This window comes from Pontibacter burrus (assembly GCF_010686685.1).
In the GTDB taxonomy this organism is placed as follows: domain Bacteria; phylum Bacteroidota; class Bacteroidia; order Cytophagales; family Hymenobacteraceae; genus Pontibacter; species Pontibacter burrus.
Genome location: NZ_JAAGWD010000011.1, coordinates 90,320 through 112,831, shown reverse-complemented (window position 1 = coordinate 112,831; position 22,512 = coordinate 90,320). Strand labels below are relative to the sequence as shown.

Sequence of the window (22,512 nt, the reverse complement as noted above, 5' to 3'; positions counted from 1 at the left end):
TTTCACCTGGCCTTCCCTTCTAAAGCAAAGACCTGAACTGCGTCCGACTCACTGCCTGAACCGGGTTGCAAAGGTAACACCCTTCCGGTGATGTTTGCAAGCATTTACAAAAAGATTTTTTTGGAAGTTAAAAGCGGATGTTGCTTTTAAAACAAGCCGTAGCGCTCCTAGAGATCGGTTGCCCGCTCCGTTTAGCCCTCGCCTCTTCTTCCTTTCTTTCCAACCCTTCCTGCTGAACGGGGATGCAAAAGTAGGGAGTTTTTCCCGCCTTGCAAGCAACCCGGGAAAAGATTTTTGCCTATACCAGCTAAGTGGCTGAAACTCTGCGGAATTATTTTGCAGAGGCCTGCCCCGCCTTTCCACCGGCCCTGCTGGCCGCTCGCTAAAACCGGTTGGGAAGCCCTTATAACCAGGTCCCGCCGGCCGGACGTGAAGAAAGAACAGCCGCAACCGGCTGGATAGTTCCAACTGTGCATCAATTTTCTTACAGCACCTTTATTCGTTATAAAAAAGTAAAGCCTTACTGAGTGGTAAGGCTTTACTAAGTGCTTCAATTATTAAAGAACTTAAACTTTTGGCCTTTTATATAATGGCACTGTGCTGCATGGCTCGCCATACATCAGACTACTTACTACCGGTAAAAGCTTGCGCATAATTTCTACGTAAGCATAAGTAGGCACTGGTATGCTTCCACAACCTTTGATCACCACCTTACCATCGCGGTATTCTTCCGGATCTATCTTAGCTATTGCTTCCTGCATTAATGCCTGCTCCAAAGCATCCAGATCTCCGAACACATAGTAATTTGCGTGGTTCTGTAGTTTTGTAGCTAACAGCATATAAGCCCATGTGGGAACTATAGCATCAACTGAGCATATGATCGCAACGTTCTTGCCATCATAAACCGACCAGTCATTCTCCTTTATAAAGGCTCTGAAATCTTTCTCGCGCAGCATCAGGCCGTGGAAAAGATTATCTTTAATATCATAGACCACACGCTCGCCTGGATGCAGGAGCTCTTCCAGGTTTATAGTTACCAGCGCACTTTGCGCCACTTTATTTATTATCTCTGACATAGCTATCGTTATTTATGCCTGTTTTGTGCTTCCTGTATTATAAACATCTTTCAGATAGAAGGGTTCATAGTAGGCCACATCTTCAAAAAGCCCCTGCTCATACTTACGCATGGCCAGCTCGCCTACAGGTTTGGCTGAGAGCATTACATCATCTATAAACAATGCATTCGGGTTACCTTCCTGGTATTGCTTAAACTTACCTGCGCCACTTCCGAAAAAGATGATCTGCTTTGACTGTAAATTTTCGTTAAAGCTTTCCGCTGTCAGCACCACAGGCTCTATTGGCAATACTTCATTCAGTTCATGATCCAGCAGACAAGTGTAAACTTCCATACGGCGGGCATCAAGCATCGGGCAGAACAGGTATTGCTCCGGGTTTGGAGTTGCTTTAATTACTTGCAGCGCCAAACTATGCAGCGTCGAAACCGAGATCAAAGGTTTATCTAAAGCATAGCAGATTCCTTTTGCCGTAGCACTTCCAATGCGCAACCCTGTATAAGAACCTGGTCCTCCAGAAACCGCTATGGCATCAATTTGTTTCAGCTCAGCACCGCAGTTTTCTACCAGCTGGTTTATCATTACAGTTATGTGCGATGAATGCGATTTCTCGATCTGCAGTTCAGATGCGCCCAACAATTGTTCGTTTCGGTGCAAAGCCACGGAACAAACCGTTGATGATGTTTCCAGGGAAAGAAGTAAAGGCATACTATTATATACTTGTGTAATGCAAAAGTACTGCTTCCTGCTTACACTATAAAGCTATAGTTTATAAAAGCATAAGGGAGACACTTTGCAGCATCTCCCTTAACTATATACTTTACTATGTATTCTTACTTTGAATTTACTTTTAAGTAAGAAGCATATTTTTGTGGATCATTTAAAACGCTTTTCGCCATCAGTATATCCGGGTCATCGTCGAAGCTAGCTTCGATGTAGCCTTTCTGCAGGTAGTAACGAGAAGCAATTTCGGCTTCCAGCATTTCCTGTAACTCGGTACGGAAGCGCTGCAGGTCGTTAGCTTTGTTGTGCGATACCTTTTTACGGATCACTTCCAGCTCTGCTTTAATATCGTCGTAGTGCTTTCCTTCTTTTGATGTGCCGGTCAATTCATCGAGTTCTTTTTCTACATTAGTAGTGTAAGACAAGTCCTTATCAGCCAAGAAATCGACGAACTTCTGGTAATCCTTATCTGAAAGCTGGAATTCTTTGGCTGCTGCTATAGTTGGATGATCAGCTCTGTACTTGTTAGCAAACTCAAACATGTACCCTTTGGTCACTATAGTTCTGGTGATCTCAGAATATTCAGGCTGCTTCACTTCTACATCCGGGCTAATGCCACCACCATCGTACACGGTGCGGCCGCCAGCAGTTTTAAAAGCTACTCTCAACGAATCCGGAATAGTGCCTACACTACCGTCCTCGTTGCGGTGCGAATAGTCGATGGCCTGAATGCAGCGACCACTTGGTGTATAATATTTAGCAGTAGTTACTTTTAACTGTGAGTTGTAAGACAATGGACGCGTTGCCTGCACTAGCCCTTTACCGAAAGTACGCTCGCCAACAAGCACCGCACGGTCGTAGTCCTGCATTACGCCGGCTACAATTTCGGCAGCCGATGCACTACGCGAACTAGTTAACACCACAAGCGGCACCTCTTTATCGAGCGGCTCGTCTAAGGCTTTGTAGGTCTTGTTCCACTCTTTTACTTTACCCTTTGTGCTAACTATATCTTTGCCTTTGTCCACAAACACGTTCGAAATGTTTACTGCTTCGTGTAGCAGGCCACCCGGGTTATCGCGCAGGTCAAAAATAATCTTCTTGGCCCCCATTTCTTTTAGCTTCTGTACAGCCTGTTTCACTTCGCGGGAAGCATCCATAGTAAAGCCTGATAGTTGAAAGTAGCCAATCTCATTATCGAGCATACCAATGTAAGGCACGTTTTCAACGGTAATATTAGCGCGGGTCAGTTCTACAGTGCGGGATTTATTTTGTCCGTAGCTCTTAATCTCGAGTTTAATAGGTGTGTTTGCCTGTCCCTTCAGCAGACGGCTTACCTCTGAAGACGATTTACCGGCAACACTTACACCATCAATTTTCAGTATCTCGTCGCCAATAACAAGGCCGGCCTTTTGAGCTGGTGAACCTTCGTAAGGCATCTGAATAACCACCTTACCGTTATGGCTGCCTATTCCCGCCCCGATTCCGCCATACTGACCGGTGGTCATGGTACGAAAATCTTCGATATCATCTTCCGGGATGTAGTTGGTATAAGGGTCCAGCGACTTAAGCATGGCATCAATACCGGTGCGCATCATTTGTGCAGGCGGTACATCGTCCACGTAATAAGTGTTTACTTCTTTAAAGAGAGTGGCAAATACATCGAGGTTTTTGGCAATCTCGAAGTAACGGTCAGAATCAGATTTGAAAGACACCAAACCTAAGCCTAAACCAGCCACAACTATGCCGGCAAGATATTTTTTATACATAATATTCGGGTTAGGGAACGAGATTAGCCTACGTATTCAAACAACGTTCCAAACCTGAATTTAGTTTTTTCTGGATAGACTGAAAGGATTTTTTTTCTTTACCGATATACAGGATACCCAATAAAGCAGGAGCTTTGGCCGGATTGGCGAGCAGGAAGTGTTTGTTAAGACGATAGGCCTCGCGGATTTGCCGCTTAAGGCGGTTGCGGTCTACGGCGCGTTTAAAGTGGCGCTTAGAGACAGAGATTACGACCTGCGTGGGTACAGGTGTAGCGCCAGGCTCAGTATAGTAAACAAAGCGAAGCGGATACAAATTAAAAGAAGAACCCTTGGAAAACAGCAGCGAGATTAGTCGCTTACTGCACAAGCGTTCTTCTTTCGAAAATGTATGTTTTGTGGGCTGCCCGGCTTGCTTTTCGCTAGCTGCTTCTGTCGTCATTAGCGGCTATACTATAGCAAAGCTGATTCCTTTTCAGGAATTAAGCTGCCTTGTGTCTTTTCTCGTCAGAAACAGTTAGTCTCTTTCTGCCTTTGGCTCTTCTGCTAGCCAATACTCTTCTACCGTTAGCGGTCTCCATTCTAGATCTGAAGCCGTGCTTATTTCTTCTTTTTCTCTGAGAAGGCTGGAATGTTCTTTTCATCGTATGCCAATGGTTTTATTATGGCCTGCAAAATTAGAGAACCTTTTTTAATTATCAAACCAAGTGCCTACTTTTTTACCAAATACTTGTTGATTGTTGATTGTTTTAAAATTTATTTTCCAGAACTATAACTTATAGCCTTTACTTTATTAACGGATTCTTTAAACGGAATGTGTTATAAGCTGGTACAACCATTTAACAATTTAGCAATTTAATCATTCAGTAATTTAACTATCATCTAACAACTAATAACCAACAACCAGCAACTAAAACTATGATCGCGTACCACCTGAGCTATACTTCGGCACTGTCGCATATCCTGCACATCAGCATAACTATAACCGGCAACAAGCAGCAGGAACTATACCTGCAGCTACCTGCCTGGCGCCCGGGGCGTTACGAATTGCAGCATTTTGCCCAGAAACTTTACAAAGTAACCGCTACTGCACATGGCGCAGCTATAGCCATCCGGAAAACAACAAAAGACAGGTGGGTAGTAGAGGCCAATGACGCTGAAGCGGTAACTATAAACTATAGTTTTTATGCCCGCCAAATGGATGCCGGTGGCTCGTGGCTGGATGAGCAAATGCTTTACGTAAACCCGATAAACTGCCTGATGGCCGTGGAAGGGCGCGGGCACGAATCTTGCGAAGTAACTATAGCCTTACCCGAAAAATGGCAGATTGCCTGCGCCTTACCTGAAATCAGGAAGCATATTCTGAGAGCTGAAAACTATGATGAACTGGTGGACAGCCCGTTTATAGCCAGCAACTCCCTGCAGCACGCGAGCTATAGTTTAGCCGGCACCACTTTCCATATCTGGATACAGGGCGACTGCAAACCCGACTGGCCAAAAATTATCCACGACTTTGAAGCCTTTACCAAAACACAGCTTGACGTGTTTGGCGATTTCCCGGTGCCTGAGTATCATTACCTGAACCTTATATTGCCATACCGCACTTACCACGGCGTGGAGCACAGCCACTCCACAGTTATTACACTGGGCCCCGGAGAACTACTGATGTCACCGGCGCTTTATAAGGAGTTTCTGGGCGTGAGTTCGCATGAGCTTTTCCATACCTGGAACATCAAAAAGATCCGGCCGAAAGAAATGCTGCCTTACAACCTTGCGCAGGAGAACTATTTCAGAACCGGCTATGTGGCAGAAGGAGTTACTACCTACTATGGCGATTATATGCTGGCCCGGGCAGGCGTTTTTACTGCACAACAGTATTTTGATGAACTGAACACCACCCTGCAACGCTACTTTACAGACTATAGCCGCTATCAGATGTCGGTTGCTGATTCGTCGTTTGACCTTTGGCTGGATGGCTATAAACCCGGCATCCCGGATCGTAAAGTGTCTATTTATGTAAAAGGCGCTTTAACGGCTATGTTGCTCGACCTGGAGCTACGGAAAGCCACCGACAACCGGGCAAGCCTGAATAATGTAATGCGCGAACTATGGGAACGTTTCGGGAGGCAAACTATAGGTTATACTGAACAGAACTATGCCGATCTGGTAGACGAAGTTGCGGCCCAGTCTTTTAAACCATATTTCGAAAACTATATAAACGGCACCACAACTATAGATTCTGCTTTAGACGAAGCGCTGCATTATGTGGGCTGTACCCTGAAGCAACACGAAAACACGTTACTTTACGAGAGCCGGTTTGGGTTTAAAGTATCGCAGGAGCAAACTATAAAAATCACTTCTATAGCACCTGGCTCTCCTGCCTATGATGCTTTAAGCATTGATGATGAACTGGTTGCCTTGAATGGCCGGAAACTGGAGCAGAACCTACAGCATTTGTTGCAACAGCTCTCTCCTACCGAAACGATAACACTTACCCTTTTCAGGGAGAAGCAGCTGCGACAGGTTATGTTAACACCTACTGCTAAAACATTTTACCCGAAGTATACTATAGAAAAACTGCCAGACGCAACAGCAGCGGCAAAAGAGAATTTTAAACTATGGCTGAACCAAAATTTTGAGGCATAAAAAAACGCGGACAAAAAGCTTTAAACTTTCTGCCCGCGCCTATTAATCATAGTCTTATTCTGTTTCGTGTACCTTACTTTTTATCGTAAGGCGTGTTGTTGCCACCTTTCGCCAGGTTCCTGTTCGGATTCTGGACTTTGGTGTCAGATTTATTAAGCGCATTGCGTGGTGGGTTGTCGTCCACATTTCCCATCAGCTTCTTCGAATCCTCCTGGTTCGGATTATTCTTCTTCAACTCGTCGAGTGTTTTCTTGTTCTTATTTTGTAAGCTCATAGCCTGGATTCTTAAGTAGTTTGTACTATAGTTTTACAGCTGTTTGCCCCGATTAGTTACAAAACTATAGTTTGAAGTACTGCTACCGGCAAGGTATCGGCCAACAAAAAAGGGAGACTTTCGCCTCCCTTTTTCTATAGTTTATAGGTGCTGTTTTACTGTAGCACGGTATCAAAAGCAACCAGGTTCACGAACTTCTGTACGCGGTTTTCAATCTCTTCCTGTGTCAGGTTTTTCAGGCGCTCGGTACCAAATTTCTCTACGCAGAACGACGCCATGGCCGAGCCATAAATTATAGCGCGCTTCATGTTCTCGAAGCTGATATCGTTGGTGCTGGCAATGTAGCCAATAAAGCCACCTGCAAAGGTATCACCGGCTCCGGTTGGGTCAAACACTTCCTCCAATGGCAAGGCTGGCGCGAAGAATACTTTGTCTTCGTTAAACAACAGTGCTCCGTGCTCGCCTTTCTTGATTATCAGAAACTTAGGCCCCATCGCCATGATCTTTTTAGCAGCTTTAACCAATGAGTATTCACCGCTCAGCTGACGCGCTTCTTCGTCGTTGATCGAAAGTACATCTACCAGTTTCAGGGTTTCCATCAGCTCTGGTAAAGCAATGTCCATCCAGAAATTCATGGTATCCATCACGATCAGCTTTGGCTTGCTGGTAAGGCGCTCGATCACGGTTTTCTGAACTTGCGGTGCCAGGTTACCCAGCATCAGGTATTCGCAACCCTGGTAGCTGTCCGGAATAATCGGGTCGAAATCTCCCAGTACGTTCAGCTCTGTAACCAGCGTTTCGCGGCTGTTCATGTCGTTGAAGTAGCGGCCCGACCAGAAGAACGATTTCTCATTTTCTTTTACCTGCACACCTTCGGTGCTGATGTTGCGCTCGTGCATCAGTTTAATGTGGTCCTGGTCAAAATCGCCACCCACAACTGATACCACGTTTACCGGCTTCACGAAGTATGAAGATGACAAAGAAATATAAGTAGCTGCGCCACCTACAATCTTGTCTGTTTTCCCGAAGGGAGTTTCCAGCGCATCAAACGCCATCGAACCTACTACTACTAAGCTCATATCTTTTGCTAATTATGAATTACGAATTATAAATTACGAATGGGTTTCTACTTTAAATCAGTGGTTTACTCATTCGGCAAGTTAGCAATTAACCTAAACAAAAAAGCCCCTGAAGGTTAGCTTCAAGGGCTTTGGGTGACCGATGGGATTCGAACCCACGACTTCCAGAATCACAATCTGGTGCTCTAACCAGCTGAACTACGATCACCGTGTCTCGTTTGAGAGTGCAAATATACGGACGAAATCACACAATGCAATAGGCTGAGCGCGATTTTGGTTATTTTTTTTTATTAAACCGCAGCTTTATACTTTCGGAAGCAACTATAGATGTAGGCCAGCTCAGCCAGCAACAAAGGCACAGAACCAATTAACCATTTGGGCATCTGCATGATATCAAATTCTGATAGTGTAAATACCAGCACCAGCCAGAACCCAACAAGAAGTAATAACGGCATTGCCCTCCTATTGCTGAAAGCATCTTTCTTATAGATTTCCCAAAAGCTTGGTTTGTTTTCCATAGCAACTATAGTTTGTTTATTAAATATAGCTGATCTGTTCGTATCAGGCAATTACTTGCTCAGCTTTGTGCCGCACCACGGGCAGTAGTTGATCACTACCATCGTAGCGCCACCGTTATGTACCGGTATGCCATATAAGCCTTCATCCCACTTGTTTATGATCACTTCCGGGTCGTCGTACTTTATCTCGCCGTCTTCATCCAGGCTTTCGAAAACTTTATCTGCCATCATCATGCAGCAGTAGTTTTCGTAATCAAAGCCCTTTGACTTCAGCTTTTCAGCAGTGGCCCAACTGTAGCAGGCTTCGTCTTCGTGTATGGCTTCTTCGTATGCTTCATACTCTTCCGATTCCAGCACTTCCTGCGGCAGCTCCTTCCCGAAGAACTTATAGTGTAGCTCCTTGAACTTCTCTAACTCCATAACAAACTATAGTTATTAGCGGTCAAACAGCAGCCTCTCCCCTTTCTTGCTCTCATCAAACGCGCCGTTGCTAAAGGCCAGGTGCCCTGAAACTATAGTATGGGCTATAGTTGAGCTGAAGGTGTGCCCTTCGAAAGGAGACCAGCCGCATTTATAGTAGGTGTTGTCTTTGGTAACGGTGTAAGGTTTGTTCAGGTCTACCAGCACCAGGTCGGCCCAGTAACCTTCTCTGATGTAGCCGCGCTCGCGCACGTTAAAAAGGATAGCCGGCGCGTGCGCCATTTTCTCAACCACCTTCTCCAGTGTAAGCTTGCCTTGTTTCACAAACTCCAGCATCATCTGCAGCGAGTGCTGCACCAGCGGAACACCAGAGGGGGCTTGTTTGTATTTGCCTTGCTTTTCTTCCCACAGGTGCGGCGCGTGGTCGGTGGCAATTACATCCAGTTTATCTTCCAGCAGGCCTTGCAGCAACCCTTCTTTGTGGCGATGCTCTTTTACAGCCGGGTTACATTTTATCTGCGAACCGTACTTATCGTAATCTTCCTTATCGAACCACAGGTGGTGTACGCACACTTCAGCGGTAATGCGCTTCTGCTCCAGCGGAATATCATTTCGGAAAAGTTTCAGTTCTTCTTCAGTAGAGATGTGCAGGATGTGCAGGCGCGTGTTATGTTTTTCGGCCAGCTTAACCGCCAGATAAGACGATTTAAAACAGGCTGCTTCGTTACGGATCTCGGGGTGGCATTTTACCGGAATATCATCGCCGTACTTCTCCTGGTAAATGGCCATGTTATCGCGGATAGTTTGCTCATCTTCGCAGTGCACGGCAATTGGCAACTTGGCTTTCGAGAAGATCTGCTCCAGTGTTTCGGCATTATCCACGAGCATGTTCCCCGTGGAAGAACCCATAAATATCTTGATACCGCAAACTGTATTCGGGTTGGTCAGCAGCACTTCGGCCAGGTTATCGTTGGTGGCCCCCATGTAAAAAGAGTAGTTCGCCAACGATGTCTCGGCTGCAATTTTATACTTGTCTTCCAGCAGTTCCTGGGTTGTGGCATTCGGCACCGTATTCGGCATCTCCATAAAAGAAGTGGTACCGCCTGCTACAGCCGCTCTTGCTTCGGTGCCTATAGTTGCTTTGTGCGTCAGGCCTGGCTCCCGGAAATGTACCTGGTCATCTATTACGCCGGGCAGCAAATGCAGGCCAGTCGCGTCTATCGTTTCATCAGCTTCGGCAGCTATAGTTTGACCTATCTGTACAATGCGACCGTCTTTCACCAGCACATCGGCAGTGGTTATAGTTCCTTCGTTTACGAGTTGGGCGTTCTTTATCAGGATGCTTTTCATGTTGCTAAGATACGGGAACTGTGACGAAGGTTAAAAACAATACCGGAAAGTGTTTATAGCTGGGGTAAAACTTATTCGCTGAGAGTAATCCTATAGTTCATTAGAAGTTCTAGTTATAGGATTACTTTGAAATATCTCTTTAGTATAGAAGAGCCCATCTATTATTTGTGGCAATTTCATACGTATTTCCTGATAGCCAAACAGTCTTGCAACAAGGTGTTCCTGCAGCCAGGTGGGAAGATCAGGTCTGTTCAGATCAAGAAAAAGATAAGGATGCTCCGTTTGCCCCAGCACATACTCGATGCTATTCTCTTTATGCTTCTTTACTTTTATCAGATGGAAGAAAAGTAACTTACCTATTTTACCTCTATAGCCTGTGAAGCCAATATTATAGTATTTATCGCCATAGGCTTGCTTTATATAATCTCCTAACCTCAGGTTTTGTTGATAAAATTCCCGGTCTATGTTGTGCCCATTATAGGTAAGATGTGATGATGCAGCCCAAACTATAACTTTCTTGTCCTTGTAAAGCTTATCTTTCAGGAACACGAGATTGTCTCCCATCTGCTTGTCGCGCACCTGGTCTTTTGAAAACTTCCGGGTCACTTCTGCCAAGGTACTTCTGCAGAACTGCTGCCAGAATAAACTCTTCTGAGAGTCTGTGTCCTGCGAATCATAATTAGTTGTGATCTCTCTAAGCACAGAATGCAATACCTGCTGTACAACCACTGTATCTTCAGGACCTGGTTTGGTAAAATAGTCTGATACAGCAATTGCTCTTCTCATAGCTTTACCAAAAGCTGACCACTGAGCAGTATCCTGTAAAACTTCAGAATCTATTTCCTTTAAGTAGGCTTCGAAATCGTTCAGTAAATTGTTGGTGGAGTAAGCCCCTGAAAACTTGCAGTCTATGCCAGCTAAAATCAAAGGCCGGTCTGAATTCTTCTGGCTATCTATATACTTAAATAGTTCTTCCGTTTCTGCAGTAATCCACAACGGGTAAACAGAGTTCCTTGCGGCTTCTATAGTTTGCTTACCTTTTTGTATCTCTTGCCAGGCTTTATAAGTATCGTAAAAGCCACTTTCAAAAGCGATGACTTCATACCCAAGTTCCTGGTGCAAAAACTTAACTAACCTGGTTTTAGCTTTAAAAGTACTACCATCGTAATGCGTTTGCTCTCCCAGACCAACAATCTCCGTATCCTTTAACACAGACTTGAGCTGTGCCAGGTCGCTATAGTTCTCATTAGTTGGCTCCGTATTTTCTACAATAGTTGCATGTGTTTTAACATAAGCAACCCTATCAGCTATAGTTTGGGCAAATGTGGTTTTAGCTAACAGAACAAGGCTAAGTAAGCTCACTATAAGTTTTGTTTTCATATTATGCGGTAAAGTATAGCTGCTCAAGTTAACGAAAAATATAGTGTTTAAACTATACATAAAACTTGAGGCAAAGTGGCTTCTAAACTGTATTAACCATTTTTACCGTACCTTTGTAAAAAAACTTTGTAATAGTACCATGGCCGAAGAAGCAGAGAAAGAAATAACCACGTTCGAGGATTTTAAGCTGAATAAACAGCTGCTGAACGCCATTGCCGATGCCGGTTATGAGAAGCCGACGCCCATCCAATTGCAGGCTATTCCGCTTATTTCGGCGGGGCACGATATTTTAGGCATTGCCCAGACCGGAACGGGTAAAACAGCTGCTTTTTTGCTGCCTTTGCTGATGAAGGTAAAGTACGCACAAGGCCAGCACCCGCGCGCGCTAATAATTGCGCCAACCCGCGAACTGGTGATGCAGATAGAGGAGAGCATTAAGCTACTGGCCAAATATACCGACCTGCGCTACACGGCTATTTATGGTGGCCTGGGCCCGAAAACACAGATCGAAACGATAAGCAAAGGCATCGATATTTTAGTAGCTACGCCTAAGCGCCTGATGGAACTATACCTGAAGGGCGACCTTATACTGAAAGAACTAAAGACACTGATTCTGGATGAAGCTGATAAGATGATGGACATGGGCTTTATGCCGCAGATCCGCCAGTTACTGGAAGTGATACCGCGCAAACGCCAGAACCTGCTTTTCTCGGCCACTATGCCGGATAAAGTAATCCAGCTTTCAGAAGAATTCCTGGAATTCCCGATTAGAGTTGAAGTAACGCCACAGGCCACACCTGTTGAGACTGTAACCCAGACCCTTTACCGCGTACCGAACATTCGTACTAAAATTGCTTTACTCGAGCACCTGATACAGGACAACGCGAACTTTAACCGTGTTATCATTTTTACGCGCAGCAAGAAGAATGCGGAAAACGTAGCCAAATACCTGGAGCGCAAAGAGTACGGCGAAGTGCGCGCCATTCACGGCAACAAAGGCCAGAATACCCGCATCAACTCCATGGAAGCTTTTAAAGGAGGCGATGTGCGCTTTTTAGTAGCTACCGATGTAGCAGCCCGCGGTATCGACGTAACGATGGTTAGCCACGTGATCAATTTTGATGTGCCGTTTGTGTACGAAGATTATGTGCACCGCATTGGCCGTACAGGCCGCGCCGAGCAGGAAGGCGCTGCTATAACTTTTGCCAACGAAGGCGAGATGTACCACGTGCGCCGTATCGAGAAAATCATCCGCATGCAGATACCGGAGCTGCCTTTGCCGGAAGAAGTAGAAATACACGAAACTACTTTTGAAGAGCAGCAGGAGATTGCCATGGAAATAGACCGCCAGAAGCGCCGCGATAATCCGGACTTTAAAGGTGCTTTCCATGAGAAGCAGAGCAGGCACAAATCGAATTTCGAAAAAGGCAAAAAGAAAGGCGACCCCAGGGATTCGGGTTGGAAGAAGACCAAAAAGAAAGGAAGCCGTAAACGCTAATTAACCAAAAGGGCCTGCAATTTAAAATTACAGGCCCTTTTGGTTATAGTTTAAACTATAGTTAAAAGTACTTTGAGGCAAGATCGCCAAACTCAAATACCATCAGGTTCAGCAAAGCACTCCAGATCACGGCGCTCCAAAGCATGTGTATAAATATCTGTTTGCGTGGAGCCCCAAACAGCGCTGCTACCACGGTGCCAACTATAGGCGTCAGTAAAATAGGCGTTAGGAAAGCTACACCCACCACACCAAAGTTTTTCCAGATTTTAATAATACGGCGGTTCTTCTTGCTGAATACCGGCTTATGCTTTTCGCGCTGCCTTCTGGACCACCACTTCGAGAATTCTCTTCCAATAAAGGAGAAAACCAGTACGGTGGTCATCATACCAGCTATAGTCAGCAACACCGACTCCATGTAGGTTAGCCCCACCGAAACACCTGTTACCGGCCCGGCAAAAAACTTGACCATGCTAACCAGGTACACCGACAAATATTTTATGATCTCCACATTACCCTTCTTTACGATTGCCTATCAACTGCTTCTGTAGCTATAGTATACGCAACTACTGTTCCCTGAAAATATAAGTATACCAATAAGTTAACTGGACTATAAACTATAGCACGGAGCTTATTTCTGGAATAAAACGATCGAAACTATTAATTCAGTATCAGATCTTTGGACCAAAAGCTAAATCGCCGGCATCGCCCAAGCCAGGCACAATGTACGACTTCTCATTCAGATGATCATCCAAAGCTCCGAGCCAGACATGCGCTTCCGGTATTTCCTGTTGCAGGTACTTCACGCCTTCCGGAGATGCAATAACCGCAGCCACGTGCACTTGCTTTGGCTTACCATGGCGCAGCATGCCTTTGTAAGACTTTACCAGCGATTTTCCGGTAGCCAGCATCGGGTCAGCCAGGATCAGGATTTTATCGTGCAGGTTGGTAGAGGCCAGGTATTCCATGTTTATCTGCAGTTCGGTATTCTCTTCTTCCACGCGGTAAGCACCCACAAACGTACTGAAGGCCTTATCGAAGTAGTTCATGATGCCATTATAAAGCGGCAAACCAGCCCGGAGTATAGTTGCTATAACAGGTTGCTCCACTAAAAGCTGTGTCTGCATTTGTGCCAGTGGTGTGGTAACGCCAGCAGTGGTATAAGGCATCGTTTTCGATATCTCGTAAGCCAGCAGTTCGCCCAGCCGTTCCAGGTTTCTTCTGAAGCGCATGCTGTCGTGCTGCACGTTTATGTCGCGGAGTTCGGCTACAAAATGATTGGCCAGCGAAGGCGTGGCTGTCAGGATATGCAGGTTCTCGTGTTGCATGGTCGGTGTATTTTCCTGCTAAAGATACAGAAGTACCGCCGACGCACCAATCTCCAACTATAAATTTATAGTTACCGAGTGCCATAGCTATAGTTCCGGAATATACCGCATTGTCAATCCTGTATATTTTCTATCACACCCGAACAAAATCATATAAAAGCAGTAAATTCGGCTTTCAGGATATTACTTTTTATCCACCTGAACGCACCACACATGAAGAAAATAGCGTGTTTGCTGATGCTGCTTGGCCTGGCCGGCAGCACAACCCTGCAGGCCCAGGATACTTACGTGCCCTACGACCCGGACATTTACCGCCTGATAGACCGTTACCAGATTTTGTATGGCAACCAGCCTATCAACAACGAGACGCAGCGCCTGCACCCTGCCGTTCGCCCGTATGGCCGGCAGGATGTAGCCCAACTGGCCGAAATCAGCGCACGTAATGCCCAATCCAGAGTAGATCAGTTTAACACCGAGTACCTGCTGAACGATAACTGGAACTATACCAACCAGGAAAACAACACCAGTGCCCGCCCCATTCTAAACACCTTTTATAAAAACCGTACCGACTTTTATCATTATGAAGGCCGTGATTTTATAGTTCGCGTTAGCCCGGTGCTGCATTTTGAGTTCGGCAACGATAACCAGTCGGACGGGCTGCGCTATACCAATACCCGCGGTGTGCAGGTAGAAGGAATGATTGATGAGCGGCTGGGTTTTTATACTTACATAGCGGAGACACAAGCCAAATTTCCGGAGTATGTGGTACGCCGCTTTAAGCAGGAAAATGTGGTGCCGCACGAAGGCTGGTGGAAACGTTTTAAAGGCGACGGCTTCGATTTTCTGCAGGCACGCGGTTACCTGAACTATAACCTGACAAAGCACGTGGAGATACAACTGGGCCACGACCGCCACTTTATAGGCAATGGTTACCGCTCCCTTCTGCTGTCAGACTATGCTCCGCCAGCTTTCTTCCTGAAACTGAACACGCAGGTTTGGCGCATACAATACATGAACCTGTTCCAGGAGCTTACCGCCGAATACCGCCGCCTGTCGCAGGACGTGCTATTCGATAAAAAGTACATGGCTTTCCACCGCCTGGGCGTGCAGGTAACCGACAACTTTGACCTGGGTATTTCCGAGACTGTAATTTTTGGTCGCCGCAAAGGCCGTTTTGAGCTACAGTACCTGAACCCGATCATTTTTTACAGAAGCATTGAGCAGGCCATCGGCAGCGAAGACAACGTAACGCTGGCAGCTGATTTCAGGTGGAACATCTGGAACCGCGTGCAACTATACGGCCAACTGATGCTGGATGAATTCCTGCTGAAAGAAGTAAAAGCGGGCAACGGCTGGTGGGCCAACAAACAGGCTGGTCAGTTAGGAGCCAAGTATATCAACGCATTTGGCCTGGATAACCTGGACCTGCAAGGGGAAGTGAACATCATCCGGCCTTATACTTACCAGCACCTCGACAACTTCAGAAATTACCAGCACTTTAACCAACCATTGGCGCACCCAACTGGTGCCAACCTGTACGAGCTGATCGGCGTGGTGCGTTACCAGCCAATTCCGCGTCTGAACCTGACCGGCAAAGCCATCTATACCAAATATGGCCAGGATGAGTACTCAGCGACCGACACGATAAACTGGGGTGGTAACGTAAACCTGCCTTACACCAAACGTCCGTCAGACTATGGCCATAAAATAGCACAGGGTAACACTACCAACCAGATTCACTTAGACTTTACAGCCAGTTTCCAGCTACGCCACAACGTATTTATTGATTTAAAACAGATCATCCGCAGAACAGATGCTGAGATAAACAGCGGCGACCTGAATACTGCTTATTCTTCTGTATCTTTCAGGTGGAACATACCGCAGCGCCTGCACGAGTTTTAACAGAAACAATAGTTTAAACTATAGCGGCTATACTTGCAGCAAGCAGGTATAGCCGTTTTTTGTTTACAAATGGCACCATGCGTTAAAACTGCTTGTTATCCGTTATCTTTGCACCTGATTCGGCAACAAGCGGGTCAGATAAAACAGAATTATAGTTCACTGTCTCAGAAAAGCAGGAGACAAATGTTGCCTTAACACCTTCTACACAAGCAAATAGACGGCAACACAAGATTTTAACATGAAGACTTACCTTCGGATACTGCAGTTTGCAAGACCTTATAGCCGGTTCGTTCCGCTCTATACCATTTATACTTTTTTTGGCATCATCTTCGGCCTCTTCAACTTCACGCTCCTCATTCCACTATTGGACGTGTTATTTGGCAAAGTTGGAGACGAGCAGGTGGCAGCGATGGTGGCCAACAAGCCCCATTTTAACCTAAGCATCGATTTCTTCCAGGATTTCTTTTATTACCATTTCGGACAGATCATTCAGCAGCAGGGCCGCGAAGGAGCCCTATTGTTTGTCTGTATCATCATTATCGTTTCAGTTTTCCTGGCAAACCTGTTCCGTTACCTGGCCTTCAGGGTAATCGGTGCCTTGCGTGCACACGTGGTGCGTAACATGCGCCGTGCGGTGTACCAGCGCGTAACCGAGCTGCATATGGGCTACTTCAGCAACGAGCGCAAAGGCGACCTGATGACACGCCTGACTGTAGACATACAGGAAGTAGAAGTATCGGTAGTGAGTACGCTGACCGTTGTAGTGCGTGAGCCGGTTTCTATTATCGCCTTCTTTGTGCTGCTCTTTAACATGTCGGTGGAGCTTACGCTGTTCTCGCTTATACTGCTGCCACTGTCTGGTGGTATTATTGCCGGCATCTCAAAAAGGCTGAAGCGCAAAGCCCAGGAAGGGCAGAATTCACTCAGCTTTATACTTTCTATTATAGATGAAACGCTGAGTGGCATGCGTGTGATCAAGGCGTTTAATGCAGAGCCATTTATACTTGGTAAGTTCCATGAGCAGAACGACCGTTATGCCCGCATTCAGCGCTCCATTGCCAACAAACGTGACCTGGCCTCCCCCCTTTCGGAATTCCTGGGCGTATCGGTAGTGGCTGGCCTACTACTTTACGGTGGTACTATGGTGCTGCGTCAGGAGTCTGATCTTTCTGCGGCAGAATTCATTACCTACATCATTCTTTTCTCGCAAGTGCTTGTGCCGGCCAAAGCCATGTCCGGGGCATTCAGTAATATTCAGCGCGGCCTTGTATCCGGCGACCGTGTACTGGAGGTGATCAATACAGAGCCATTGATTGCCAATAAACCAGACGCAAAGGTATTGCCGTCATTCAGACATGAGATCGAGTTCCGCAACGTTGGGTTTGCATACGGCAAAAAAGCAGTACTGCAGGATATAAATTTCCATATCCCGAAAGGTAAAACGATAGCGCTGGTTGGCCCGTCTGGCGGAGGTAAATCCACGTTAGCTGACCTGGTGCCGCGCTTCTACGATCCTACTTCCGGAGCTATTCTGGTCGATGGCCACGATATCCGCGATTACACGGTAGAATCGGTGAGGGCGCAGATCGGGGTAGTAACCCAGGAGTCTATTCTCTTTAATGATACCATCTTCAACAACATCGCTTTTAATAAGACTGATGCCACTGAAGAAGAAGTAATAGCGGCAGCAAAAATTGCCAATGCCCACGAGTTTATCATGCACACCGAACAGGGTTACCAGACCACTATCGGCGACCGGGGCGGCAAGCTTTCGGGCGGGCAGCGCCAGCGCTTAAGCATTGCCAGAGCTATACTTCAGAACCCGCCAATCCTTATTCTGGACGAGGCTACTTCGGCACTGGATACCGAATCAGAGAAATTAGTACAGGAGGCATTAACCAACCTTATGAAGAACAGAACATCCATCGTTATTGCGCACCGCTTAAGTACTATTCAGCACGCCGATGAGATTTTAGTGTTACAGAAAGGGCAGATTGTAGAGCGAGGCACGCATGAGGAATTATCGCAAACCAGCGGCCTGTATGCCAAACTAACGCAAATGCAATTGGTGCAATAATATATAAATTGCACTATTTAAACCACAACCGTGTGTAATTAAATGAATTAGCGGCAGAGTGTTTAAAATAAAAATATCTTTTTATAGATTTATAAACACGATACTTTACACTATAACACACCCTGAAGCATGAGAATACTTAATACTCTTTTCAACATTGTGGCAGTGGCCTATGCACTGACCCTGACGCTGGTGGTTACCGGCCTTGTTGCCGAAAGTGCAATATTCACAAGGGTTAGATCTGAAGCCGACATTCTGCTGCTTTATAAGACTTTTGCTGGAGTCGGTGCTTTCCTGCTGCTGGTTAAAGTTGTGCTCAGCACATTATATAGCGGCAACCTGCGTTATGAGAATCACATTGCGCAACTAAAGGTAAACGACCTGAAGGTTGAGCTTTATGAAAGACGTCAGGAGTTCCGCAACAACAACTTTAAGACGCCGGCTACAGAAGAACGCCTGCAGGCCGCTGCTGTTTAAAAACTTACAATGACTACAACAATTCTGGCAGAACTGGAGCAGGCCCAGCAAACGCTTGCAAATTTTATAGCGGATAAAAATAACCTGTCAGCTATTGAACAGGCTGCCATAACTATGGCCGCTGCCATAAAAGCAGGTGGTAAGATCATTTCGTGCGGAAACGGTGGCTCTATGTGCGATGCCATGCACTTTGCCGAAGAACTGACCGGCCGCTACCGCGACGACCGCCAGGCACTGCCAGCCATTTCTATTTCAGATGCCAGCCACATGAGCTGTGTAGGCAACGACTATGGTTACGACCATGTGTTCTCGCGTTATGTACAGGCTCTGGGAAATGCCCATGATGTGTTACTTGCTATCAGCACCAGCGGCAATTCTGCCAATGTGCTTAAAGCAGCCGAAGCCGCCAAAGCCAAAGGGATGCTGGTTGTTGGCTTAACAGGTAAAGACGGTGGCAAACTGGCTCCGCTCTGCGATGTCGAAATCCGGGTACCTCATTTTGGTTATGCCGACCGTGTGCAGGAAATCCACATCAAGGTAATTCATATCCTGATCATGCTGCTGGAAAAGCAGCTTACATAACAACTTATAGTTTACGCCGTGTGGTTTAGCACGTATAAACGGATAAAGCCGCTGAAATAACAGCTGTGATTGGATCCTATAGTATGCGCTACCTGCTCTATATATTGCTTATAGTTCTGTTGCAATCCTGCTCAGATAAAGATTCCAAGCGTCCGGAAAATCAATTGCCGGAGCAGGCTGCTACTAATACTTCAACCCCAGATACTACCAGTTTACCACCCCAACCTATAGTAGAAAAAGCTACTCCCGATTCTACATTCCTGATTATACCGGGGCTGCGTATCGGGCAGGTAAGGCTGAACCAGACTGCTGAGCAGGTAAGCAATAAGCTTGGGAAGCCTGATAGCGGAGATGCGGCCATGGGAAAAGCACTCTCTTACTGGTTTAGCAAGAGCAAAAGAAGTCATGTAGTAGCCGTATACTTTAGCCACAGCTATACCGACGGTCCCGAAGATTACCTGTTGGTACGCCAGGTACGCGTAAACTCCCCTGCTTTTAGGACTCCTGAAAATATTGGTGCTGGCAATAACATAGCAACTATAAGGCGGCACTATACGATAGCTCCCATTGCTTATTACCAGGTTGGGCGGCAACGCATTTATATTTTCGACGATGACGCAAAAGGTATCGCTTTTGAGATGGCTGTACCCGATAGCAGTTGCATAGCAGTTACCGTTCATAAAGCAGGTGAAGACGTAACGAACAGCTACCTGCCCATGCACCCCGACATGACCAGACTGTAGCGTAACTGCTACTTTTCAGGTCGCACCTTACCTCAATTTGCTATCTTTACTCCGGACAGTCCGAAACCGGAATTATTTTCAAAAAGGTGATGTTCCGACTCCAATCAGGATAAATTTATACTTCTTTTATCAGAAAGTATGCTCATCAAAACATTTGGCAGCGCAGTACAGGGCGTAAATGCCTATACCATTACGGTAGAAGTTAGCGTTACAGCAGGCACGAAATACTATTTGGTAGGCCTCCCCGATAATGCCGTTAAAGAAGGCGAACAGCGCATAGAAGCAGCATTAAAGCATTACCACTATAAAATGCCCCGCCAGAAAGTGGTTGTTAACATGGCTCCCGCCGATATCCGGAAGGAAGGCTCCGCCTACGACTTAACTATAGCCACGGGCGTACTGGCTGCATCCGGCCAGATCGCATCCGATAAAATTTCGCAGTACATGATCATGGGCGAACTGTCGCTGGATGGCACACTAAGACCTATAAAAGGTGTACTACCTATTGCCATACAAGCCCGCAAAGAAGGTTTTAAAGGCTTTATACTTCCCGCTCAGAATGCCAATGAAGCTGCTATAGTTAATAACCTCGATGTGATAGGAGTTAATAACATAAAAGAAGCAATCGATTTCTTAGATGGCAGGCTGCATATTGATCCTGTCACAAGCGACACCCGCGAACTTTTCCAGAACCAGGCCGACCAGTATGCTGCCGACTTTGCAGATGTGCAGGGACAAGAAAACATTAAACGTGCTTTAGAGATAGCTGCTGCCGGTGGGCACAACCTGATCATGATCGGACCGCCGGGTGCCGGTAAAACCATGCTGGCCAAACGCCTGCCTTCCATACTTCCGCCATTATCGATGCACGAAGCATTGGAGACCACTAAAATCCATTCTGTTGCCGGTAAACTGGGCGAGGCATCCTCTTTATTAACTACACGGCCTTACCGTGCACCACACCATACTATATCAGATGTAGCTTTAGTTGGCGGTGGTGGCGTACCACAGCCCGGCGAGATCTCACTATCCCATAACGGTGTATTATTTCTGGATGAGCTGCCGGAGTTTAAACGCACGGTACTGGAGGTAATGCGTCAGCCGCTTGAAGAGCGACGTGTGACTATATCCAGAGCAAAAACAACGATAGATTTCCCGGCTAATTTTATGCTGGTAGCCAGTATGAACCCGTGCCCATGTGGCTACTATAATCACCCGGAGAAAGACTGTGTTTGCGGACCAGGCGTGGTGCAACGTTATTTAAATAAAGTAAGCGGCCCACTCCTCGACCGTATTGACCTGCATGTAGAAGTAACGCCTGTTACATTTGATGAGATGACGGCAACACGCAAATCTGAAGACAGCACTATCGTTAGAGAACGCGTAGTAAAAGCTCGCGCCGTGCAGCAGGAACGATTTAAAGACTTCCCACAGATTCACTCAAACGCCATGATGCCGTCGCAGATGGTGAAAGACATTTGCCAGATAAATGATGCAGGACGTACACTACTGAAAACTGCTATGGAGCGCCTCGGTTTATCAGCTCGCGCTTATGACCGTATTCTGAAAGTTAGCCGCACCATTGCTGACCTGGCTGACAGTCCTAACATAAAAATTGAGCACCTGGCCGAAGCTATACAGTACCGTAGTTTGGACCGCGAAGGCTGGGCAGCATAAACCCACTATAACATACTAACCATAATATAGTTACACAGAGCGTTACCCCATAAAGGTGACGCTCTTTTTTTAGTATAACCTGTCCTTATGTTCGCTAGTTTTGCCATACTGCTACCGTAAATCAGCTTGTAAAAGCTATACCTTTCCGGCAACTCTGCGTAATAGGCATACAATTGGCGGATAAATGTATCCGTTGTAGAATTATTCAAATTACGATTGCAACTATGAAAAAATTACTCTTCTTATTTGCCCTTGTTCTGACAACAACGCTATCGGCTCAGGCCCAGGTAGGAGTTGGTTTGCGGGTTGGAGCAAACTATTCTGGTTTCAGAGGAGATGACTCCGGAGATGCTGACAGAATTTTTGGTGCACATGCAGGCTTAACGGCTAACATACCGGTTTCAGCTGATAACTTTTTCTCGATTCAGCCTGAATTGCTGTTCTCGATGAAGGGGGCTGAGGGTGTAGGTGAAGATCTTCGCCTGTATTACATCGATATACCGGTACTGGCAAGAGTAAATACCGGCCTGCTTTATTTTGAAGCTGGTCCCCAACTGGGGATAAATGTTGGTGATAACCAGGATCTGGACGGGCTGGATGTTGACTACAAAACGCTTGGTCTCGGTTATGCTGCCGGTATAGGTGTTGGTACCCCGCTTGGAATCAGTGTTGGTGTCCGCTATAACAGCGACTTCTCTAAGTTATTTGATGAAGGTAATGCCAAAATTTATAATGATGTTTTTATGCTTACGCTTGGTTATACCTTCGGCAGCAGATAATATTTGCCTTAGTACAACTTAAAACTATGGAACGAAGCCCGGCTCAGGCCGGGCTTTGCTTTTTTATAGTTACCTGTTCTCCAATCGCTTACTAAATACCTCCTATATAAATGCAGCCTATATAGCACTAAACTATATTTTGGCATCGTTGTTGTATTGTCGCTATCAGATTGCAATCTATAGTTTAGGCCCGGTACCAAATCAGTTAACTATTACCTGGCTTCTG

At 46.1% G+C, this 22,512-nt stretch carries 22 protein-coding genes and 1 tRNA gene; 9 read left to right on the top strand and 14 right to left on the bottom strand.

The genetic code is table 11. The annotated features are described in order from the left end of the window. Positions 1-566: 566 nt before the first annotated feature. The 5 genes from GXP69_RS18355 to rpmH all read right to left on the bottom strand — a co-directional run bounded on the left by GXP69_RS18355 (position 567) and on the right by rpmH (position 4,203). Positions 567-1,076 (bottom strand): DUF2480 family protein, encoded by a 510-nt coding sequence (locus GXP69_RS18355; protein WP_163916987.1) that lies wholly within the window; start codon positions 1,074-1,076, stop codon positions 567-569. Positions 1,077-1,088: 12 nt separating this feature from the next. Next, positions 1,089-1,781 carry a tRNA (adenosine(37)-N6)-threonylcarbamoyltransferase complex dimerization subunit type 1 TsaB gene (gene tsaB, locus GXP69_RS18350; protein WP_163916985.1) on the bottom strand — a complete coding sequence of 231 codons (693 nt, stop codon included), beginning with the start codon at positions 1,779-1,781 and terminating at the stop codon, positions 1,089-1,091. 125 nt (positions 1,782-1,906) lie between these two features. Beyond that, complete coding sequence (locus tag GXP69_RS18345) at positions 1,907-3,562, bottom strand: S41 family peptidase (protein WP_163916983.1); 1,656 nt, start codon at positions 3,560-3,562, stop codon at positions 1,907-1,909. Positions 3,563-3,590: 28 nt separating this feature from the next. Further along, the gene (gene rnpA / locus GXP69_RS18340; RefSeq protein WP_163916981.1) at positions 3,591-4,001 is read right to left on the bottom strand and encodes a ribonuclease P protein component; all 411 of its coding nucleotides are present in this window, start codon (positions 3,999-4,001) and stop codon (positions 3,591-3,593) included. Between the two features lie 40 nt (positions 4,002-4,041). Continuing rightward, positions 4,042-4,203: a 50S ribosomal protein L34 gene (gene rpmH / locus GXP69_RS18335; RefSeq protein WP_162347583.1), complete on the bottom strand. Its 162-nt coding sequence runs from the start codon at positions 4,201-4,203 to the stop codon at positions 4,042-4,044. A 274-nt stretch (positions 4,204-4,477) separates the two neighbouring features. Between rpmH and GXP69_RS18330 the strand changes: the two genes are divergently transcribed. Next, complete coding sequence (locus tag GXP69_RS18330) at positions 4,478-6,205, top strand: M61 family metallopeptidase (protein ID WP_163916979.1); 1,728 nt, start codon at positions 4,478-4,480, stop codon at positions 6,203-6,205. A gap of 73 nt (positions 6,206-6,278) precedes the next feature. Here GXP69_RS18330 and GXP69_RS18325 read toward each other — a convergent pair whose 3' ends face one another. The 7 genes from GXP69_RS18325 to GXP69_RS18295 form a co-directional block, all read right to left on the bottom strand. Next, positions 6,279-6,479 (bottom strand): hypothetical protein, encoded by a 201-nt coding sequence (locus tag GXP69_RS18325; RefSeq protein WP_163916977.1) that lies wholly within the window; start codon positions 6,477-6,479, stop codon positions 6,279-6,281. 155 nt (positions 6,480-6,634) lie between these two features. Further along, positions 6,635-7,558 (bottom strand): PfkB family carbohydrate kinase, encoded by a 924-nt coding sequence (locus GXP69_RS18320; RefSeq protein WP_163916975.1) that lies wholly within the window; start codon positions 7,556-7,558, stop codon positions 6,635-6,637. A 134-nt stretch (positions 7,559-7,692) separates the two neighbouring features. Then, positions 7,693-7,766: transfer RNA gene (locus GXP69_RS18315), tRNA-His, on the bottom strand. Between the two features lie 82 nt (positions 7,767-7,848). Then, complete coding sequence (locus GXP69_RS18310) at positions 7,849-8,076, bottom strand: hypothetical protein (RefSeq protein WP_163916973.1); 228 nt, start codon at positions 8,074-8,076, stop codon at positions 7,849-7,851. 51 nt (positions 8,077-8,127) lie between these two features. Continuing rightward, on the bottom strand, positions 8,128-8,496 hold the full coding sequence (locus tag GXP69_RS18305) for a DUF6980 family protein (protein WP_163916972.1): 369 nt from the start codon (positions 8,494-8,496) through the stop codon (positions 8,128-8,130). Positions 8,497-8,511: 15 nt separating this feature from the next. Next, positions 8,512-9,846, bottom strand: a complete 1,335-nt coding sequence (locus GXP69_RS18300) for a dihydroorotase (RefSeq protein WP_163916970.1) — start codon at positions 9,844-9,846, stop codon at positions 8,512-8,514. Positions 9,847-9,936: 90 nt separating this feature from the next. Continuing rightward, positions 9,937-11,226: an erythromycin esterase family protein gene (locus GXP69_RS18295; RefSeq protein WP_163916968.1), complete on the bottom strand. Its 1,290-nt coding sequence runs from the start codon at positions 11,224-11,226 to the stop codon at positions 9,937-9,939. Between the two features lie 139 nt (positions 11,227-11,365). Between GXP69_RS18295 and GXP69_RS18290 the strand changes: the two genes are divergently transcribed. Continuing rightward, the gene (locus tag GXP69_RS18290) at positions 11,366-12,724 is read left to right on the top strand and encodes a DEAD/DEAH box helicase (protein WP_163916966.1); all 1,359 of its coding nucleotides are present in this window, start codon (positions 11,366-11,368) and stop codon (positions 12,722-12,724) included. Between the two features lie 61 nt (positions 12,725-12,785). On the opposite strand, the gene GXP69_RS18285 is transcribed toward GXP69_RS18290, so the two are convergent. Beyond that, complete coding sequence (locus tag GXP69_RS18285) at positions 12,786-13,232, bottom strand: small multi-drug export protein (RefSeq protein WP_317164612.1); 447 nt, start codon at positions 13,230-13,232, stop codon at positions 12,786-12,788. Positions 13,233-13,392: 160 nt separating this feature from the next. Then, entirely contained in the window at positions 13,393-14,049 is a 657-nt protein-coding gene (gene upp / locus GXP69_RS18280; RefSeq protein WP_163916964.1) for a uracil phosphoribosyltransferase, read from the bottom strand. Between the two features lie 213 nt (positions 14,050-14,262). Here upp and GXP69_RS18275 point away from each other — a divergent pair, with 213 nt between their 5' ends. From GXP69_RS18275 to GXP69_RS18245, 7 genes are all read left to right on the top strand, one after another. Continuing rightward, positions 14,263-15,951, top strand: a complete 1,689-nt coding sequence (locus GXP69_RS18275) for a capsule assembly Wzi family protein (protein WP_235925825.1) — start codon at positions 14,263-14,265, stop codon at positions 15,949-15,951. Between the two features lie 238 nt (positions 15,952-16,189). Beyond that, positions 16,190-18,028, top strand: a complete 1,839-nt coding sequence (locus GXP69_RS18270; protein WP_163916962.1) for an ABC transporter ATP-binding protein — start codon at positions 16,190-16,192, stop codon at positions 18,026-18,028. Positions 18,029-18,157: 129 nt separating this feature from the next. Next, positions 18,158-18,505: a hypothetical protein gene (locus GXP69_RS18265; protein ID WP_163916960.1), complete on the top strand. Its 348-nt coding sequence runs from the start codon at positions 18,158-18,160 to the stop codon at positions 18,503-18,505. A 9-nt stretch (positions 18,506-18,514) separates the two neighbouring features. Continuing rightward, positions 18,515-19,087 (top strand): D-sedoheptulose 7-phosphate isomerase, encoded by a 573-nt coding sequence (lpcA, locus tag GXP69_RS18260; RefSeq protein WP_163916958.1) that lies wholly within the window; start codon positions 18,515-18,517, stop codon positions 19,085-19,087. Positions 19,088-19,170: 83 nt separating this feature from the next. Next, positions 19,171-19,830, top strand: a complete 660-nt coding sequence (locus GXP69_RS18255; RefSeq protein ID WP_163916956.1) for a hypothetical protein — start codon at positions 19,171-19,173, stop codon at positions 19,828-19,830. A 138-nt stretch (positions 19,831-19,968) separates the two neighbouring features. Next, positions 19,969-21,507: a YifB family Mg chelatase-like AAA ATPase gene (locus tag GXP69_RS18250; protein ID WP_163916955.1), complete on the top strand. Its 1,539-nt coding sequence runs from the start codon at positions 19,969-19,971 to the stop codon at positions 21,505-21,507. Between the two features lie 224 nt (positions 21,508-21,731). Next, positions 21,732-22,286, top strand: a complete 555-nt coding sequence (locus tag GXP69_RS18245) for a porin family protein (RefSeq protein ID WP_163916953.1) — start codon at positions 21,732-21,734, stop codon at positions 22,284-22,286. Positions 22,287-22,512: the final 226 nt, after the last annotated feature.

Excerpts from the sequence above, each read along its gene's own strand:
- GXP69_RS18250 (WP_163916955.1), top strand. The coding sequence starts at position 19,969 with ATGCTCATCAAAACATTTGGCAGCGCAGTACAGGGCGTAAATGCCTAT.
- GXP69_RS18295 (WP_163916968.1), bottom strand. The coding sequence starts at position 11,226 with ATGAAAACAAAACTTATAGTGAGCTTACTTAGCCTTGTTCTGTTAGCT.
- GXP69_RS18265 (WP_163916960.1), top strand. The coding sequence starts at position 18,158 with ATGAGAATACTTAATACTCTTTTCAACATTGTGGCAGTGGCCTATGCA.
- rnpA (WP_163916981.1), bottom strand. The coding sequence starts at position 4,001 with ATGACGACAGAAGCAGCTAGCGAAAAGCAAGCCGGGCAGCCCACAAAA.
- GXP69_RS18275 (WP_235925825.1), top strand. The coding sequence starts at position 14,263 with ATGAAGAAAATAGCGTGTTTGCTGATGCTGCTTGGCCTGGCCGGCAGC.
- upp (WP_163916964.1), bottom strand. The coding sequence starts at position 14,049 with ATGCAACACGAGAACCTGCATATCCTGACAGCCACGCCTTCGCTGGCC.
- GXP69_RS18305 (WP_163916972.1), bottom strand. The coding sequence starts at position 8,496 with ATGGAGTTAGAGAAGTTCAAGGAGCTACACTATAAGTTCTTCGGGAAG.
- GXP69_RS18310 (WP_163916973.1), bottom strand. The coding sequence starts at position 8,076 with ATGGAAAACAAACCAAGCTTTTGGGAAATCTATAAGAAAGATGCTTTC.
- GXP69_RS18290 (WP_163916966.1), top strand. The coding sequence starts at position 11,366 with ATGGCCGAAGAAGCAGAGAAAGAAATAACCACGTTCGAGGATTTTAAG.
- GXP69_RS18320 (WP_163916975.1), bottom strand. The coding sequence starts at position 7,558 with ATGAGCTTAGTAGTAGTAGGTTCGATGGCGTTTGATGCGCTGGAAACT.
- GXP69_RS18325 (WP_163916977.1), bottom strand. The coding sequence starts at position 6,479 with ATGAGCTTACAAAATAAGAACAAGAAAACACTCGACGAGTTGAAGAAG.
- lpcA (WP_163916958.1), top strand. The coding sequence starts at position 18,515 with ATGACTACAACAATTCTGGCAGAACTGGAGCAGGCCCAGCAAACGCTT.
- GXP69_RS18330 (WP_163916979.1), top strand. The coding sequence starts at position 4,478 with ATGATCGCGTACCACCTGAGCTATACTTCGGCACTGTCGCATATCCTG.
- GXP69_RS18245 (WP_163916953.1), top strand. The coding sequence starts at position 21,732 with ATGAAAAAATTACTCTTCTTATTTGCCCTTGTTCTGACAACAACGCTA.
- GXP69_RS18345 (WP_163916983.1), bottom strand. The coding sequence starts at position 3,562 with ATGTATAAAAAATATCTTGCCGGCATAGTTGTGGCTGGTTTAGGCTTA.
- GXP69_RS18355 (WP_163916987.1), bottom strand. The coding sequence starts at position 1,076 with ATGTCAGAGATAATAAATAAAGTGGCGCAAAGTGCGCTGGTAACTATA.
- GXP69_RS18255 (WP_163916956.1), top strand. The coding sequence starts at position 19,171 with ATGCGCTACCTGCTCTATATATTGCTTATAGTTCTGTTGCAATCCTGC.
- GXP69_RS18270 (WP_163916962.1), top strand. The coding sequence starts at position 16,190 with ATGAAGACTTACCTTCGGATACTGCAGTTTGCAAGACCTTATAGCCGG.
- rpmH (WP_162347583.1), bottom strand. The coding sequence starts at position 4,203 with ATGAAAAGAACATTCCAGCCTTCTCAGAGAAAAAGAAGAAATAAGCAC.
- tsaB (WP_163916985.1), bottom strand. The coding sequence starts at position 1,781 with ATGCCTTTACTTCTTTCCCTGGAAACATCATCAACGGTTTGTTCCGTG.
- GXP69_RS18300 (WP_163916970.1), bottom strand. The coding sequence starts at position 9,846 with ATGAAAAGCATCCTGATAAAGAACGCCCAACTCGTAAACGAAGGAACT.